Source organism: Salinimicrobium sp. TIG7-5_MAKvit (assembly GCF_049569215.1).
GTDB lineage: Bacteria > Bacteroidota > Bacteroidia > Flavobacteriales > Flavobacteriaceae > Salinimicrobium > Salinimicrobium profundisediminis.
Window position 1 is genome coordinate 1,341,678 of record NZ_CP145903.1, and the last position, 14,055, is coordinate 1,355,732.

Sequence of the window (14,055 nt, forward strand, 5' to 3'; positions counted from 1 at the left end):
ACGACTGAAAAAAATTCAGAGGAAAAAATGCCCTTTTTCAAAGGCTGTGCCTATCACCACCATATTGGCCCCGGCGCTGTAAGCAGTCTCAAGCTGTTCTTTAGTTCTTATGCCCCCGCCAACAATAACGGGCAATTGCACTGCTTCTTTTACTGCGGAAATTATCTCTGCTGCAACAGGAATATTTGCGCCGCTACCGGCTTCCAGGTAAATAAGACATTTCCCCATATATTTTCCGGCCATGGCAGTGTCTACAATTTGTTGTACATCCTTCTGCGGAAGCGGCTGGGTTTTGCTGGCCCTTTGTACGGCAGTTTCCTTTCCGCCATCAATGAGCAGATAGGCCGTGGGAATGATTTCGAGTCTGGTTCTTGAAATAAGCGGCACAGCGCTCACCTGCTGCCCAATCAGGTAGTCGGGATTTCTTCCGGAGAGCAGGCTTAGAAAAAGGAGCGCATCGGCTTTACCTGAAATTTGCTGGTGGTCACCTGGGAAAAGCACTACGGGAAGATTGGTGTCTGCTTTAATGGTTTTTGTACATTCTTCTACTGCTTCAGGCGTACAGGTACTGCCTCCAATAAAAATATGGGTAGTCAAAAATGGCATTTTCCGAAGGAATTTTTGAGCAGTGCTGCAGTCGAATTTTTCAGGATCTATTAGTACCGCCAGCATTTTTGTGCCGGCTTTTTCCGCAGTAATGATTTCCTCCAGCACCTTTGGCATTAAGAAACTTTTCGAAGAGTGTAGACACAGGTGAAACCTTCAAACTCGGTAAATTCGAATTCGTACCAGCTGGTTTGGCCGTTAAAAGTGATCTTCCCGGTGGTCTTCTGCTCATCAAAATCAAAATCGGTAATATTAATATGCTGCAAAAAACTCACTTTTGGCTGGGCATAGAGTTTATACACGGCTTCTTTGGCACCCCAAACAATGGTGAGTTTTCTAATAAGCGCATCGGTATTTGCGAGGGTCCTGTACTCCTCTATCGGAGTGAATTTGTGTGCAATCAAGAGAATCTTTTCCCGCTGCTTCTCAATATCTATCCCTACCTCCCTGTCACTCACAATAATTCCCGAGAAATTAAAGGAATGAGTGATAGAAATATATTTGCCATCGCGCAGGTGGGGTTTTCCCGCTTCATCATAAAAGAGGTCGCTGTCTTCATAACCTGCTTCGGCAAGTAAATGCCGTACGCTCATAAAACCGCGGCGGTGAATATCACTTTTCATCCCCTGCACCCTTTCGCTGCATAAGGGGGTGAGGGTTATGCCTTTACTCAACTCTTCAAAAGACTCTTCGATCTTCCAAATGAGCACATTAGTAGCTTTATTTATTGTTATTCTTTTGTAAAGGGGCATATATAACTCTTAGATATTCTGTATTTTTGCATTTCTGAAAATGCTAAATCAAATATAATAATATGTCAACTAAAACAGAGCCTTATACCCAGTATAAAGTGAAAGATATTTCCCTGGCAGAATGGGGAAGAAAAGAGATAGAACTTGCCGAAGCCGAAATGCCGGGTCTTATGTCCCTGCGTGAGGAGTATGGAAAAGAGCAGCCTTTGAAAGGTGCCCGCATTGCCGGTTGCCTTCACATGACCATCCAGACTGCTGTGCTTATAGAGACTCTTGTAGCTCTTGGTGCCGAAGTAACCTGGAGTTCATGTAATATATTTTCTACACAAGACCAGGCTGCCGCTGCAATTGCCGCTGCCGGAATTCCCGTTTATGCCTGGAAAGGGATGAATGCTGAAGAATTTGACTGGTGTATCGAGCAAACGCTTTTCTTTGGAGAAGATCGCAAGCCACTAAACATGATCCTTGATGACGGAGGTGACCTTACCAACATGGTACTTGATAAATACCCCGAACTTGCTGAAGGGATTAAAGGCCTTTCTGAAGAAACCACTACCGGAGTTCACAGGCTTTACGAGCGCATGAAGAACGGAACGCTTCCTATGCCCGCCATCAATGTGAACGACTCTGTAACCAAGTCAAAATTCGACAACAAGTACGGATGTAGAGAAAGTGCGGTTGATGCAATTCGTCGTGCTACAGATGTGATGCTTGCAGGTAAAAGAGTTGTGGTTTGTGGATATGGCGACGTTGGTAAAGGTACTGCTGCTTCTTTTAGAGGTGCAGGATCAATAGTTACCGTTACAGAGATTGATCCAATTTGTGCCCTGCAGGCTGCAATGGACGGGTTTGAAGTGAAGAAACTTGAAACCGTACTTCCAAAAGCTGATATCGTTATTACCACCACCGGGAATAAAGACATCGTTCGTGCCGAGCATTTTAAGGCAATGAAAGATAAGACCATTGTTGCCAATATTGGACACTTTGACAATGAGATACAGGTAGCCTGGCTGAATGAAAACTACGGAAGCACAAAATCTGAGATCAAGCCACAGGTTGACAAATACACTATTGACGGGAAAGATATTATTCTTCTTGCTGAAGGTCGTCTTGTAAACCTTGGATGTGCCACAGGCCACCCGAGTTTTGTAATGAGTAACTCTTTTACAAACCAGACCCTGGCACAAATCGAACTTTGGAAGAATACAGACCAGTACGAGAACAAAGTTTATATGCTTCCGAAGCATTTAGATGAGAAAGTAGCTGCCCTTCACCTTGAAAAAATTGGTGTGGAACTCACAGAACTTTCTGAAGAACAGGCCAAATATATTGGAGTAACTGTTGAAGGTCCGTTTAAACCGGAGTATTATAGATATTAGTATTGAGATATGAGATATTAGACGGAAAATCTTGAATCCTCAAGATTATCCCTTATTCATTACTCATTATACCTTTAAAAAATCCTCTTCAAAAATGTCATTTTTGAAGGGGATTTTTTTTAACCTCTCATGAACATGTTGATGAAGAAGGCTGCGAAAATGACACAAAGGAGGGCTATGACCAGCCACAACCAGAATTTTGACATAGACACCGCACTTTCTTTTGAAGCAGAACCATCTAAAAATCCGTTTTCCCTAAGAAGGGCTTCAGCCCTTTTCTTATCATTGTCATGAACTTCTATTCTTACTCCCAATGCGAAATTGGTGTTTGCAGCCTCATCAAGAATCCTGTACCTCACATTATTTTGCTCAAAAATATTCTTAAGCAGGAGGATCTGGTTTTGTGCTGAAGTCTCAAAAATGGCAGAATAGCTCATAATTTCCTGATTGGTATAAGTTTTTATTCCACATTCATAAACATGAGGATAGCCACAGCTACTATGATAATGATGAATGCGGCGAGAAAGATGAAGATCCATCTCCTGCCAGCCATCCTTCTCCTAACAGGAGCATGTGCCTGACTGGCGGTAAGAAAGCCGGTTTGATCGAGCAATTCCCTTGCTTTACCCTTGTCATCTTCGGTAACCTGCACTCTTTTTACCTCTCCTTTTTCATCTGCTTCAATGACCCGGTAATCAATCCCTTCTTCGCTATACACCCTTTTCAGGACTGCAACTTCATTTTCGTCTTTTGTAGAGTAAATTGTGAAGTACTTCATGCTCCTGAATTTTATGGTTTCCTATAAAGATAAAAAAAACCCTCCTGAATAAATTCAGAAGGGTTACAATATCTTAAAAATTAAGATCTTAAGCCTGGAACGGTTCTATAGAAACGTAAGACTTATTGTCTTTCTTTTTAGTAAATTTTACAATACCATCAACTCTGGCATGTAAAGTATGGTCTTTTCCGGCATACACATTCTCACCTGGATTGTGCGCAGTACCTCTTTGTCTAACGATGATGTTCCCAGCAATGGCAGCCTGTCCTCCAAAGATCTTCACACCTAAGCGTTTCGATTCAGATTCCCTACCGTTCTTGGAACTACCAACTCCTTTTTTGTGAGCCATTTCTTTTTACTTTTTACTGTTAAACGTTTAGCTTAAAGCAGCTATCAATTCGGCTTTTTTCATTGAAGAATATCCTTCAACTCCTTTTTCTTTAGCCATTTCACGAAGTTCGGCAACTGTGTTGTTGCTAAGGTCGTTATTGGAAGCTTTATCTTCTTTAGTTGATTTTGCTTCTTCTTTCTTAGCTGAAGTTGCTTTTTTACCGTTTACAGAAATTCCTTCAATAGAAATTTCGGTAAGAGCCTGGCGGTGTCCATTCTTTACACGGTAACCTTTTCTTCTTTTCTTTTTGAAGACAATTACCTTGTCTCCTTTTAGGTGCCTGGTGATTTTAGCATCAACCAAAGCTCCTTCTATAGCTGGGGCGCCTAAAGTGATGTTGTCACCGTCACCTGTAAGAAGAACTTTATCGAAAGAAACACTGTCTCCTTCTTCTCCTGCAAGCCTGTGAACAAATACCTTCTGGTCTTTTGCAACTTTAAATTGCTGCCCTGCTATCTCTACAATTGCGTACATAGCGTCTTTAATTAAGGGTTTACGTTCTCGCCCTGAGATTTTTCAAGGCGGGTGCAAATATACTCCTAATTAATTAATTTGCAAAGGCTTTATTTAATATGTATGTTTCTTACCCTCAGAGGTATTCCATGAAGGTTTGTACAGCTGCATAATGGCAAGGGTAACTACCAGAGAAGTAGCAAAGCCCATAAGTGCAACGGTGAACACCAGCATTCCTATATTTACAAACCAATCGGTTTCCCACATAGTGATAAGTTCTTCAGAAAAACTGGGGTTAAGTTCACTTGTGTAGACAGCGAAAAAAGCGGTAAAAATAACTGTTGCCACAAAGCCGGCCGTAAGACCTGCCATAAAGCCTTTTTGATATTTAAATTTTCCCAGTTTTTTATCCCGGTACTTTTTTATGACTAGAAAGATTCCCCCTCCTGTAATGACCATGTTAAAAACACTGTAAGCGGGGTTCTGGTGTAAATCCAAGAGGGACAACAACAAGAAATAGCCTATTAATGCAATAGCGATATAAATTCCATATATTAATGGAACAGATGATCTTTTCATGAGTTGGGTTTTGTGATTTTTATAAATTTCCAAAAAATAAGAGGAAATATGCCTTAAGAGCTTGTTAATTTAGAATTTTCTGTACATTTCAACCCTAAGCATAAAGCATTTGTGTAACAAATTCCCCCTTCATATTACTTATAAACTGTATTTAATAAAAACCATACTATAATGATCAACAAACTTAAGTTAGCTGCCCTTGGCCTTTTCCTTGGAGTAACGGGAACGGCTCAGGAAGTTGAATTCATCGAGTACACTCTCGATAACGGTCTTGATGTGATATTGCACAAAGACAACTCGGCACCGGTTGTCACTACCTCAGTAATGTACCACGTAGGCGCCAAAGATGAAAACCCTGAAAGAACCGGTTTTGCACACTTTTTTGAACACCTTCTTTTTGAAGGCACCAAAAACATCCCAAAAGGGGAATGGTTCAAAATTGTAAGCTCAAATGGAGGGTCAAACAATGCAAATACCTCCGATGACCGCACTTACTACTATGAAATATTCCCTTCTAACCAGCTGGAGCTGGGGCTTTGGATGGAATCTGAGAGAATGATGCACCCGGTAATTAACCAACAGGGAGTAGATACTCAAAACGAAGTAGTGAAAGAAGAAAAAAGACTTAGGGTAGACAATGCACCTTACGGAAACATTCTGGCTGCAGTAAAGGAAAACCTTTATGAAAAACACCCTTACCGCTGGGCTACAATAGGTTCTATGGATCATCTTGATGCTGCTACTCTTGAAGAGTTTCGCGCATTCAATGAAAAATTCTATGTGCCTAACAATGCTACTCTTGTAGTTGCAGGAGATATAGAGATCGAAAAGACCAAAGAAATGATCAAAGACTATTTTGGCCCTATTGAAAAGGGAGAACCTGTAGTAAAAGAAAGTTTTGTTGAAGAACCCATTTCCCAGGAAATCGAAGCCAAATATCACGATCCAAACATCCAGATCCCGGCTATTGTACTTGCCTGGAGAACGCCTTCTATGAAAGAGCGCGATGCTTATGTACTCGATATGATCTCTTCTGTACTTTCTGACGGAAAATCTTCCCGTCTTTACAAAAAACTGGTAGACGATCAAAAGCAGGCCCTGCAAATTGGAGCCTTTAACATTGCCCAGGAAGATTACGGGCAGTATGTTGTTTTTGGTCTTCCTCTTGGAGAAACTAAACTTGATACCCTTGTTGCTGAAGTTGATGAAGAAATTGAAAAACTTCAGACAGAATTGATCAGCCAGAGAGAGTATGAGAAACTTCAGAATAAATTTGAGAACAGATATGTGAACTCAAACAGCAGTGTAGCAGGAATTGCCAGCTCCCTGGCCACTTACCAGCAACTTTATGGAAATACCGATCTTATTAATGAGGAGATAGACATCTATAGATCTATTACCCGTGAAGAAATTAGAGACGTAGCCAAAAAGTACCTCAACGAGAATCAAAGATTGAAATTGGAATACCTTCCGAAGGAATCTGAACAATAAAATTTAATCACAAGATGAAGAACAAAATATTAGCCTTAGCAGTATTATTCCTTGCTACAACAGGGATTCAGGCTCAACAAATTGACAGAAGTCAACAACCCAAAGCAGGGCCTGCACCAGAGATCAACCTGGGCACACCTGCAACCTTTACCCTCAAGAATGGATTAAAAGTACTGGTTGTTGAAAACCATAAATTGCCACGTGTCTCTATGACCCTCACTATGGATAACCCTCCACATGCTGAAGGAGACAAAGCAGGAGTTTCTGAACTCATGGGGTCTGTACTGGGAGAAGGAACAAAAGATATCCCGAAAGACAAATTTAATGAGGAAATAGACTACCTGGGAGCAAGCGTGAATTTCTTTTCACGTGGCGCTTCAGCCAATACGCTTTCAAAATACTTCCCCAGAGTATTGGAGTTGATGAGCAAAGGAGCCCTGAACCCGAACTTTACACAGGAGCAATTTGAAACTGAAAAAGAAAGAGCTCTTGAAAACATAAAAGCTTCAGAAAAAGATGTGGCCTCAAATGCCCGCAGAATTAGTTCTGCCCTTAGCTACGGAAAGAACCACCCTTACGGAGAGTTCTCTACCAAAGAATCTATTGAAGCTTTGACTCTTGCAGATATCCAGGACTACTACAAGAACTATTACGTACCACAGAATGCTTACCTGGTGGTAATAGGAGATGTAAAGACTCCTGAAGTTAAGATGCTTGTTGAAAAGAAGTTTGCCAGCTGGAAGAAAAGCGAACTTCCAAAAAACACCCTGCAGGATGTGAAAAACGTTCCTGAAACTCAGGTGAATTTTGTCGATTTTCCAAATGCGGTTCAAAGTGAAGTACAGGTAACTAACACTATCCAGCTACAAAAAGGAGATCCGGACTATTTCCCTGTCCTTATCGCCAATAAGATTCTTGGTGGCGGTGGAGAAGCCAGGCTTTTCCTTAACCTTAGAGAAGACAAAGGCTACACTTATGGAGCATACTCCAGCACGGGAGATGACAAATATGTGGCCCGTTTTGTTGCAAGCGCAAGTGTGCGTAATGCAGTAACCGATTCTGCCGTTGTTGCTTTCCTTGATGAATTACACAGAATAAGGAACGAAAAAGTTTCTGCTGAAGAATTGGAAAACGCTAAGGCAAAATACACCGGAGACTTTGTTCTTGCTCTTGAGAGACCCTCTACAATAGCCCAGTACGCCTTAAACATCGAAACAGATAACCTTCCGCAGGATTTCTACCAGACGTATCTAAAAAAGATAAACGCTGTAACCGCTGAAGATATCCAGAGAGTAGCTAAAAAATACTACCTGGCAGACAATGCAAGGATCGTAGTTGTTGGGAAAGGAAGCGAAGTAGCCGAACCTCTCGAAAACCTCACTTACAATGGAAAGGATATTCCTGTAAAGTATTTTGACAAATATGCCAACGCCATCGAAAAACCAGACTACAACAAAAAGGTAGATCCGTCAATGACAGCTGCAAAAGTATTTGATAAATACATTCAAGCCGTTGGTGGAAAAGATGCCGTTAATGATATTGAATCTGTTTACATGATTGCACAAGCAGAGATTCAGGGTCAAAAAATGGATCTTGAAACAAAAGTTACTTCTTCCGGAAAATCATCTACTGTGATCTCTATGGGAGGAAATGTTGTACAAAAACAGATATTTAATGGAGCTACAGGTTTTGTTGCTGCGCAGGGACAAACGATACCTTACACCGAAGAGCAGGTAGTTGCCGCAAAAGCTGAAGCCCACCCCTTCCCTGAAATGATTGCCGAAAATGCCACTTTAGAAGGGATAGAAGACGTAGATGGACAAGAAGCCTATGCAGTTAAAATGGATGAAACCACCACTAACTACTACAGTAAAGACAGCGGATTAAAGGTCAAGCAAGTAAAAACTATGAAGCAGGGGCCACAAACCATGACTATTCCTATCACCTATAGTGATTACAGGGAAGTAGAAGGGGTTAAATTTCCTTTTCAGCTATCTCAAACCATGGGAGCAATGACTCTTACCTTCCAGGTAAGGGATGTTATAGTTAATGAAGACGTGACTGACGCGGACTTCGAATAAAACAACATAAATTCAAACCTAAAAGCCGGTACTAATAGTACCGGCTTTATTTTTTAACAATCCATAAAGATAAACCTGCTCCAAAAAAAAGCATTTTTTAACAGTCCTTTTTCAGAATAAGTAAGATGGAGAGGTTAACTAGACGAATAATCCTGCCTCAGGTTGAGACGAAACCAATTCTGTCTTCTCTTTTTTGATCGTATCATCTTTTTTCTGAAGATCAGCAAGTTCGGCGACTGCAAACTGCCAGGCAATCAAAAGAGAAAATCCAACAAAGCATGCAAAACCAAAAAACATTCTCTTTTTCATTTCATATAGGGATTAGAAATTCACTAGCAACGTAAAGTTAAGAAATAGTTAAAATACATCCAAATACATCCTAACTTATTTTTTTCCTGCTATTTACGATAAGAACTCCTGCTATAATAATCACCCCCGAGAAGATCTGAACAAAGCTAAATTCCTCCCCGTCAAGTACGCCCCAACCCACAGCCACTATAGGTACGAGATAGGTTACCGAGGTTGAGAAAACCGGATCTGAGATTTGAATAAGCTTGTTAAATACTATTAAAGCAGCACCTGTACCCACTACCCCGAGTATACCTATATATACTAAACTCATAGGCACATTTGGCGCAGAAAGGGTTTCTGCCGAAAAGAATCCTGTACTGGCGAGAACAATGAGAGCGGGTATGGCAATAACAATAAAATTACCCGTAGTAATGGCAAGGGCAGGTAGGTTTTGAAGGTGCTTTTTAATGATGTTGGCATTGAACCCGTAAAACAATGACGCCAGAATTACCAGCAGGGAATACCAGTAATTTTGATCGGGATTAACCGTAGCACCACTCCAAATTAAAGCTGTGGTTCCCGCCAGCCCCACCATTACGCCCAGAAACTTCTTTTTCACAAAAGCTGCTTCAAAGAGAACGATCCCAACCAGCATGGAGAGCAACGGAGTTGTGGAATTGAGAATGGAAACAATGGCACTGTCTATTTCGGTTTCAGCAAAAGAAAACAGATAAGCCGGAAAAAAAGTTCCAAAAAAGCCCGAAATACCAATCCACATCCACTGCTTTCCCTTTATGTGTTTTAGTGATCCAAGCCCAATAAGGGTAAGAAACAGTGCAGCAAAGACGGTGCGCAGGGAACCAACCTGTAAGGCAGTAAGACCCACCAGCCCCTTTTTAATGAGAATAAAAGAGCTGCCCCAAACCAGGGCAAGCAGGCAAAGATAAATCCATTTAAGGCTACTCCTGGGCATATTAAATTTTAAGCTGCCAAAAGTAAGAAACTACAGCAAGAAATTAGTCACTGCCATTTGGTTGCCATTTCACAGTTTCCATAAGGTGCCTTATATCCTTCTTCAGGTAAGCTGCGGCGGGTAAGATAGAATCAAAGTTTGGCTGTGCCTCAAAATACACTGAGCCTGTAAGGAAATGGCTGGTACTATCGGTGAGGTAGAACTGGGCCTGTGACGCTGCATCACCCAAAACCTGATAGAACATACCGTAGGTGTTGTGATAATTGTTACTATATACTGACCCCTCGATAGCATCGGCTTTGATAGTGTGCCGCAAAGGCAATTTTTGGGCATCAGTAAGCAGGGAATCGAGATTGTTCTCTACCGACTGATATGTGATGAAGATAGTACCTTTTAAATGCGGATATTCCAGGTTTAACCAACACTCCTTCCCTACCCGTGAAGGCTGCACTACAGCTATAGAATTTTTCTCAAAACCGTAAGGACACCCGTCATTTGAATAGAAAACATACTTAGCCGCGGGATATTCTAAGGCCAGGTAGGCATTAGGTTTTGGCTGCACTTCATTGCCACATGAGACCAAACCTGCCAAAAATGTCAAAAAAATTATCCTTTTCATTCTCCGGTGATACTCACTTTAATTTGTTTTATCCGCTTCTTGTCTACGGCTTCAACCGTAAAACTATAACCGTCAAAAAGTATTATATCGTTCTTTCGGGGGAAACTTCCTGAAATTTCAAGCAGGAAGCCGGCAAGTGTTTCGGCCTCACCTTTATTCTCTTCAAATAATTCCGGATTATCTAGTTTTATGACCCTATAAAAATCCTTCAGCGGAGTCTTTCCTTCAAAAACGTAGTTATTTTCATCTAATTTTGAAAAGATAAGATCTTCATCATCAAATTCATCACTTATATCCCCTACAATTTCTTCAATAATATCTTCAAGAGAAATGAGTCCGCTGGTACCGCCATATTCATCTACCACAATGGCCAGGTGATTCTTTTTAATTTTGAAATCATTTAAAAGGTCGTCCAGCTTTTTATTTTCGGGCACAAAATAAGGTTCTCTTAGCAAGGAAGTCCATTCGTAATGCTCCTCTTCAAGAAAAGGCAGAAGATCCTTCACATATAGAATACCGGTAACGTTATCTATGTTCTCCTTATATACAGGAATACGGGAATATCCATTTTCTATGATCTCCGGAATAATCTCACTATAATCCTGAGTTTCGTTAAGTGCAAAAATATCCATTCGCGGCCGCATTACCTGTTTGGTATCGGTATTTCCGAAAGAGACAATTCCACGTAAGATCTTTTGCTCCTCCTTGGTGGTGTCGTGCTGACTTGTTAGCTCCAGGGCCTGTGATAACTGATCAACGCTAAGCCCATGGCTCTTATTTCCCAGTCTTTGATGTATGCCGATAGTAACTGCCCTCATTGGAATACTTAGGGGTGAAAATACCTTATCGAGCACGTTAAGAGGGTAAGCCATAAAGTGCGAAAAGGCTACTTTGTTGCGGCTGGCGTATACCTTTGGCAAAATTTCTCCAAAAAGAAGGATAAGAAAAGTCACTACAACCACTTCCAGGAGAAACTGAAGATCTACTCCCATAAAGACCGTATCAATATTTTCAAAGGCTGCATCGGTAAGGTTATCAAACAACAGGATAATAGCAATATTAATCATGTTGTTAGCAACCAGGATGGTGGCCAGTAATTTTTTCGGTTTATCGAGCAGGCTTATAACAATCTGTTCTTTTACGCTCCTCTTAGACTCTTCCACCTCAAAATCGGCTGGCGTTAGCGAGAACATTGCTACCTCGGCACCCGAAATTAGGGCAGAGCAAACCAGCAAAAGCATTGCCGTAACAACACCTAATAGCTGCGGAAGGTTATCAACAAAAAGAGGTATAAAACTGTCAGGATCGGGATCCAAATGTGTAACTTTTAATTAGACTTAGAACGGAAGATCATCCTCGTCCTCCTGTGTAAAACTCTGTGACTGATTGGCTGAAGGTGCATTCTGGCGCGGCTGGCTGTACTGTTGCCCCTGCTGTTGTTGAGACTGCGACTGCCCATAACCGCCATCCTGGTTGCCTCCAGCGCCAGGCGCTGCAGCATCTTTGGGTGTCAAAAAGGTGAAATCTGTACACTGTATTTCGGTAGAATATCTTTCAATTCCTTTATCGTCCTGCCATTTTCTGGTCTTGATCCTTCCCTCAATGTAGACCTTATCGCCTTTCTTAAGGTACTTCTCACAGATCTCGGCAGCTTTATTTCGCACCACAACATTGTGCCATTCGGTATTTTCAACCTTTTGACCTGTAGTTTTATTGGTATAGACCTCATTGGTTGCCAAAGGAAAACGCCCAATAGATCCACCTCCTTCAAAATAGTGCATTTTCACATCGTCTCCCGTGTGGCCAATTAGCATTACTTTATTTAAGGTTCCGGTCATGGTTTGTTGTTTAAGTTACAATTTTAAAAATAGCAAATTACTCTTCAATCACCTTCCAAAAATGACATTTTTGAGAAGTTCTTTTTTAAAGAGCTTAAAAATCAAAGGTATCAATAAAATTTTCTATTAAAACCGGGACGGGTAATTTATTTACTTCAGCCATAGAGAGCGCTTCTTTGGGCAGCTCATCACATTTTACTATCCAGAATTTGGTGTAAATATGTTGATGGGAGAGCTTATGTACTACAGGCAAATCGTTGTACAGCACGGCATTCTTATCTATTGCCGAATATTCCGCAGGGACATCGGCCACAAGATTTTCAAGTTGCACTTCGGAAGCAGTTTCTACCAGCGGAAATTCATAAAGCCCTTCCCAAATGCCTTTTCCGCGACGTTGGTTCATGATAGTCTTTCCTTCTTCTGAAATATAGACGAGGTAGTTAAAATGCCTTTTTCTGATCTTCTGCTTCTTCAGCTTTACGGGCAGTTCACCTATTCGATCCTGATTGAAAGCCACACATGTGGTAACAAAAGGGCAGGAACCACAAAGCGGCCTGCGCGGCTTACACTGTTCTGATCCAAATTCTATCAAAGCCTGATTGAAATTTGCAGGCTCGTCCTTATTAATAAGCTTTTGAGCCAGCTGCCGGAATTCTTTGATCCCCTGGCTAGAATTTGTAGGTGTATCTATACCAAAGATACGTGCTAAAACCCTGTAAACATTCCCGTCTACTGCTGCCTGTGGCTCTTCATAACAAATTGAAGCTATTGCAGCCGCGGTATAATCACCCACTCCTTTTAACTTTACCAGTTCTTTATAGGAAGCAGGAAACCTTCCGCCGAGATCAAAAGCTATATATTTTGCAGTAAAATGTAAGTTCCTGGCCCGGGAGTAATAGCCAAGCCCCTGCCAAAGTTTTAGCACTTCTTCTTCCGAAGCATTAGCTAAAGCCAAAACGTTGGGATAAGCTTTTAAAAATTTAAAATAGTAAGGTTTTCCCTGTTCAACCCGGGTTTGCTGAAGAATTATTTCACTAAGCCATATTTGATAAGGGTCTTTAGTTCTGCGCCATGGCAGATCCCTTTTATTCTCTAAATACCAGTTTATCAACTCCTTATCGAAAAACATCAATCAATTTTCTTAAGTGCAATAATAATTCTTTATTCTCTTACTATTTAATGGGTTAGGATTAAAAAGTTGCGGATTTAATTCATATATTTGCCCCTCGAAAATTTACAAACCCTATTAATAAATTATACGAAAATGACGAAAGCAGATATCGTGGCAAAAATCTCCGAGAAACTAGGAATGGAGAAAGGAGATGTTCAGGCTACTGTGGAAACCTTTATGGAGGAGGTGAAAACTTCACTAGAGGCTGGCGACAACGTTTACCTAAGAGGATTTGGAAGCTTTATCATCAAAACAAGAGCCGAAAAAACCGGAAGAAACATTTCCAAGAATACCACTATAAAGATTCCTGCACATAATATTCCGGCTTTTAAACCTGCCAAAGTATTTGTTGAAGGCGTGAAATCTAACGTTGAGGTAAAGTAATTCCCTGCCCGTAGGCAGAAACAAAATAAATTTAATTAATTAAAAAGTCACACTATGCCAAGTGGTAAAAAGAGAAAAAGACATAAGGTAGCTACGCACAAGCGTAAAAAAAGAGCTAGAGCTAACCGCCACAAGAAAAAGAAGTAGTTTTCATACTACTTTTTTTGTTTAAAACGTTCTTTGAAATCGAAATTCAAATTTAGGTTCTCTGAGCTTGAATTTCCTCAGGATTTTTAAAAACCCTGTGAATTTTATTGTTTAATCCATCC

General features: G+C 40.9%; 17 protein-coding genes. 4 read left to right on the plus strand and 13 right to left on the minus strand.

Annotated elements, in window-relative coordinates:
* Positions 1-15 precede the first annotated feature (15 nt).
* Complete coding sequence (locus V5739_RS06055) at positions 16-723, minus strand: geranylgeranylglyceryl/heptaprenylglyceryl phosphate synthase (protein ID WP_423820038.1); 708 nt, start codon at positions 721-723, stop codon at positions 16-18.
* Entirely contained in the window at positions 723-1,358 is a 636-nt protein-coding gene (locus V5739_RS06060) for a 4'-phosphopantetheinyl transferase family protein (RefSeq protein ID WP_423820039.1), read from the minus strand. Before V5739_RS06060 ends, V5739_RS06055 begins: the two co-directional genes overlap by 1 nt.
* A 62-nt stretch (positions 1,359-1,420) precedes the next feature.
* Here V5739_RS06060 and ahcY point away from each other — a divergent pair, with 62 nt between their 5' ends.
* Positions 1,421-2,737 carry an adenosylhomocysteinase gene (gene ahcY / locus V5739_RS06065; protein WP_266071157.1) on the plus strand — a complete coding sequence of 439 codons (1,317 nt, stop codon included), beginning with the start codon at positions 1,421-1,423 and terminating at the stop codon, positions 2,735-2,737.
* 119 nt (positions 2,738-2,856) lie between these two features.
* Here ahcY and V5739_RS06070 read toward each other — a convergent pair whose 3' ends face one another.
* The 5 genes from V5739_RS06070 to V5739_RS06090 form a co-directional block, all read right to left on the minus strand.
* Positions 2,857-3,174 (minus strand): DUF2007 domain-containing protein, encoded by a 318-nt coding sequence (locus V5739_RS06070; protein ID WP_423820040.1) that lies wholly within the window; start codon positions 3,172-3,174, stop codon positions 2,857-2,859.
* Positions 3,175-3,197: 23 nt separating this feature from the next.
* Positions 3,198-3,515, minus strand: a complete 318-nt coding sequence (locus tag V5739_RS06075; RefSeq protein ID WP_423820041.1) for a hypothetical protein — start codon at positions 3,513-3,515, stop codon at positions 3,198-3,200.
* A gap of 88 nt (positions 3,516-3,603) precedes the next feature.
* Complete coding sequence (gene rpmA, locus V5739_RS06080; protein WP_029033996.1) at positions 3,604-3,864, minus strand: 50S ribosomal protein L27; 261 nt, start codon at positions 3,862-3,864, stop codon at positions 3,604-3,606.
* Positions 3,865-3,891: 27 nt separating this feature from the next.
* A complete protein-coding gene (gene rplU / locus V5739_RS06085) occupies positions 3,892-4,380 on the minus strand; it encodes a 50S ribosomal protein L21 (protein WP_266071161.1) in 489 nt (162 codons plus the stop codon).
* Positions 4,381-4,473: 93 nt separating this feature from the next.
* On the minus strand, positions 4,474-4,938 hold the full coding sequence (locus V5739_RS06090) for a DUF4199 domain-containing protein (RefSeq protein WP_423820042.1): 465 nt from the start codon (positions 4,936-4,938) through the stop codon (positions 4,474-4,476).
* Positions 4,939-5,109: 171 nt separating this feature from the next.
* Between V5739_RS06090 and V5739_RS06095 the strand changes: the two genes are divergently transcribed.
* Positions 5,110-6,429, plus strand: a complete 1,320-nt coding sequence (locus tag V5739_RS06095; RefSeq protein ID WP_423820043.1) for a M16 family metallopeptidase — start codon at positions 5,110-5,112, stop codon at positions 6,427-6,429.
* 14 nt (positions 6,430-6,443) lie between these two features.
* A complete protein-coding gene (locus tag V5739_RS06100) occupies positions 6,444-8,510 on the plus strand; it encodes a M16 family metallopeptidase (RefSeq protein WP_423820044.1) in 2,067 nt (688 codons plus the stop codon).
* 138 nt (positions 8,511-8,648) lie between these two features.
* On the opposite strand, the gene V5739_RS06105 is transcribed toward V5739_RS06100, so the two are convergent.
* The 6 genes from V5739_RS06105 to mutY form a co-directional block, all read right to left on the minus strand.
* Positions 8,649-8,819, minus strand: a complete 171-nt coding sequence (locus V5739_RS06105) for a hypothetical protein (RefSeq protein WP_423820045.1) — start codon at positions 8,817-8,819, stop codon at positions 8,649-8,651.
* Between the two features lie 70 nt (positions 8,820-8,889).
* Entirely contained in the window at positions 8,890-9,774 is an 885-nt protein-coding gene (locus V5739_RS06110) for a DMT family transporter (protein WP_423820046.1), read from the minus strand.
* Positions 9,775-9,817: 43 nt separating this feature from the next.
* Positions 9,818-10,393: a gliding motility lipoprotein GldD gene (gldD, locus tag V5739_RS06115; protein WP_423820047.1), complete on the minus strand. Its 576-nt coding sequence runs from the start codon at positions 10,391-10,393 to the stop codon at positions 9,818-9,820.
* The gene (locus tag V5739_RS06120; RefSeq protein WP_423820048.1) at positions 10,390-11,709 is read right to left on the minus strand and encodes a gliding motility-associated protein GldE; all 1,320 of its coding nucleotides are present in this window, start codon (positions 11,707-11,709) and stop codon (positions 10,390-10,392) included. Before V5739_RS06120 ends, gldD begins: the two co-directional genes overlap by 4 nt.
* Before the next feature lie 21 nt (positions 11,710-11,730).
* A complete protein-coding gene (locus V5739_RS06125; RefSeq protein ID WP_423820049.1) occupies positions 11,731-12,231 on the minus strand; it encodes a single-stranded DNA-binding protein in 501 nt (166 codons plus the stop codon).
* 94 nt (positions 12,232-12,325) lie between these two features.
* On the minus strand, positions 12,326-13,360 hold the full coding sequence (gene mutY, locus V5739_RS06130; protein WP_423820050.1) for an A/G-specific adenine glycosylase: 1,035 nt from the start codon (positions 13,358-13,360) through the stop codon (positions 12,326-12,328).
* Positions 13,361-13,480: 120 nt separating this feature from the next.
* Here mutY and V5739_RS06135 point away from each other — a divergent pair, with 120 nt between their 5' ends.
* On the plus strand, positions 13,481-13,786 hold the full coding sequence (locus V5739_RS06135; protein WP_262507439.1) for an HU family DNA-binding protein: 306 nt from the start codon (positions 13,481-13,483) through the stop codon (positions 13,784-13,786).
* Positions 13,787-14,055: the final 269 nt, after the last annotated feature.

What these genes read in the sequence shown, in the direction of transcription:
- rpmA (WP_029033996.1), bottom strand. Translation starts at nt 3,864, where the DNA reads ATGGCTCACAAAAAAGGAGTTGGTAGTTCCAAGAACGGTAGGGAATCT.
- V5739_RS06090 (WP_423820042.1), bottom strand. Translation starts at nt 4,938, where the DNA reads ATGAAAAGATCATCTGTTCCATTAATATATGGAATTTATATCGCTATT.
- gldD (WP_423820047.1), bottom strand. Translation starts at nt 10,393, where the DNA reads ATGAAAAGGATAATTTTTTTGACATTTTTGGCAGGTTTGGTCTCATGT.
- V5739_RS06095 (WP_423820043.1), top strand. Translation starts at nt 5,110, where the DNA reads ATGATCAACAAACTTAAGTTAGCTGCCCTTGGCCTTTTCCTTGGAGTA.
- ahcY (WP_266071157.1), top strand. Translation starts at nt 1,421, where the DNA reads ATGTCAACTAAAACAGAGCCTTATACCCAGTATAAAGTGAAAGATATT.
- mutY (WP_423820050.1), bottom strand. Translation starts at nt 13,360, where the DNA reads ATGTTTTTCGATAAGGAGTTGATAAACTGGTATTTAGAGAATAAAAGG.
- V5739_RS06060 (WP_423820039.1), bottom strand. Translation starts at nt 1,358, where the DNA reads ATGCCCCTTTACAAAAGAATAACAATAAATAAAGCTACTAATGTGCTC.
- V5739_RS06105 (WP_423820045.1), bottom strand. Translation starts at nt 8,819, where the DNA reads ATGAAAAAGAGAATGTTTTTTGGTTTTGCATGCTTTGTTGGATTTTCT.
- V5739_RS06070 (WP_423820040.1), bottom strand. Translation starts at nt 3,174, where the DNA reads ATGAGCTATTCTGCCATTTTTGAGACTTCAGCACAAAACCAGATCCTC.
- V5739_RS06100 (WP_423820044.1), top strand. Translation starts at nt 6,444, where the DNA reads ATGAAGAACAAAATATTAGCCTTAGCAGTATTATTCCTTGCTACAACA.
- V5739_RS06075 (WP_423820041.1), bottom strand. Translation starts at nt 3,515, where the DNA reads ATGAAGTACTTCACAATTTACTCTACAAAAGACGAAAATGAAGTTGCA.
- V5739_RS06110 (WP_423820046.1), bottom strand. Translation starts at nt 9,774, where the DNA reads ATGCCCAGGAGTAGCCTTAAATGGATTTATCTTTGCCTGCTTGCCCTG.
- rplU (WP_266071161.1), bottom strand. Translation starts at nt 4,380, where the DNA reads ATGTACGCAATTGTAGAGATAGCAGGGCAGCAATTTAAAGTTGCAAAA.
- V5739_RS06125 (WP_423820049.1), bottom strand. Translation starts at nt 12,231, where the DNA reads ATGACCGGAACCTTAAATAAAGTAATGCTAATTGGCCACACGGGAGAC.
- V5739_RS06055 (WP_423820038.1), bottom strand. Translation starts at nt 723, where the DNA reads ATGCCAAAGGTGCTGGAGGAAATCATTACTGCGGAAAAAGCCGGCACA.